Source organism: Vibrio sp. YT-19(2023) (assembly GCF_033337395.1).
This window is the reverse complement of record NZ_JAWOQN010000210.1, coordinates 1-953: the sequence shown is the minus strand read 5'-3', so window position 1 is coordinate 953 and position 953 is coordinate 1. Positions and strand designations below refer to the sequence as shown.

Sequence of the window (953 nt, the reverse complement as noted above, 5' to 3'; positions counted from 1 at the left end):
AACTTACTCCAGCGAATCGAGTCTTTTAATTTGGCGAGTGTTTCCATCGAAGCCAACATCCCAGTAATGCTCAACGCCACCAGCACCGCGTAATGAAGATCGGCAATCCAGAGAGGCAATAGTAAAAGCAAAGGCCACCAGCTGTGTTTTTCTGAGCGTTTCCAATGCGTTGCTGCCCACCACATGACCACAACAGACAACGTTTGAACCACGGTCACCCAAGCTGAACCATCAAGCTTACCGCCTTGTTGCGTGACCATCAGCCCTACTTGTAAGGTAATCACAATCAAACCGGTGGTAAGGAGAACGCCAAGAGAGCTGCGATGTGAGAACACCACCATAAGTAACGGGAATAGAATCAGCACGCCAACAGACAACGCAATGGGCTGCATCGAAAGCGTCGCGCCAAACACCATCATAGCGCCGAGCAACACTAAGCCAGCAAGACCACCTTGAGGCAACAGCCATAATGCCGGGATCATGAGTGCGAGTACTGGGATTTCGCCCTCACTCAAACTCATCGCTCGGGCACACACAACGGCAAGAAAAGTTGTGATGAAAAATTGAAGTGTTGAAAAAATCATAGCGCCTCCTGGCTTCCCCACCTACTTGGTAACTCAACGGCAAATAAAACTGGGTATCTAAAGTCATTGAGTGGGTCTAGATTCAAGCTTAGCTTATCGTTAATTTGTATTTCGTGCGCTTGATGCACCAATTTGTCTTTAGTTAAAAGGTCTTTAAAAAGGCATCTAACTCACTAGCAACAAATGTTAACCATGCACAAGAACTGTTAGCGAAATACAAGTCGTGTGTATTACCATTCCTTAGCAAGCCACAACGGACAGTTTCAGTATGGACCAATTTTTAGTGCAAATCTTTGCTGTAATTCACCAAATTCCAAAAGGAAAAGTATCGACCTACGGCGAAATTGCCAAAATGGCAGGCTATCCGGG

Annotated in this window: 1 protein-coding gene and 1 pseudogene; one reads left to right on the top strand and one right to left on the bottom strand. The window is 46.2% G+C overall.

Annotated features, from left to right (window positions below):
• Window positions 1-584 (bottom strand): hypothetical protein (locus R7E78_RS24925; RefSeq protein ID WP_318058448.1); only part of this gene is annotated, 584 nt, incomplete at its 3' end.
• A 268-nt stretch (window positions 585-852) separates the two neighbouring features.
• Between R7E78_RS24925 and R7E78_RS24920 the strand changes: the two are divergent.
• A pseudogene (locus tag R7E78_RS24920) lies at window positions 853-953 on the top strand (DNA base-flipping protein); the annotation flags it as partial.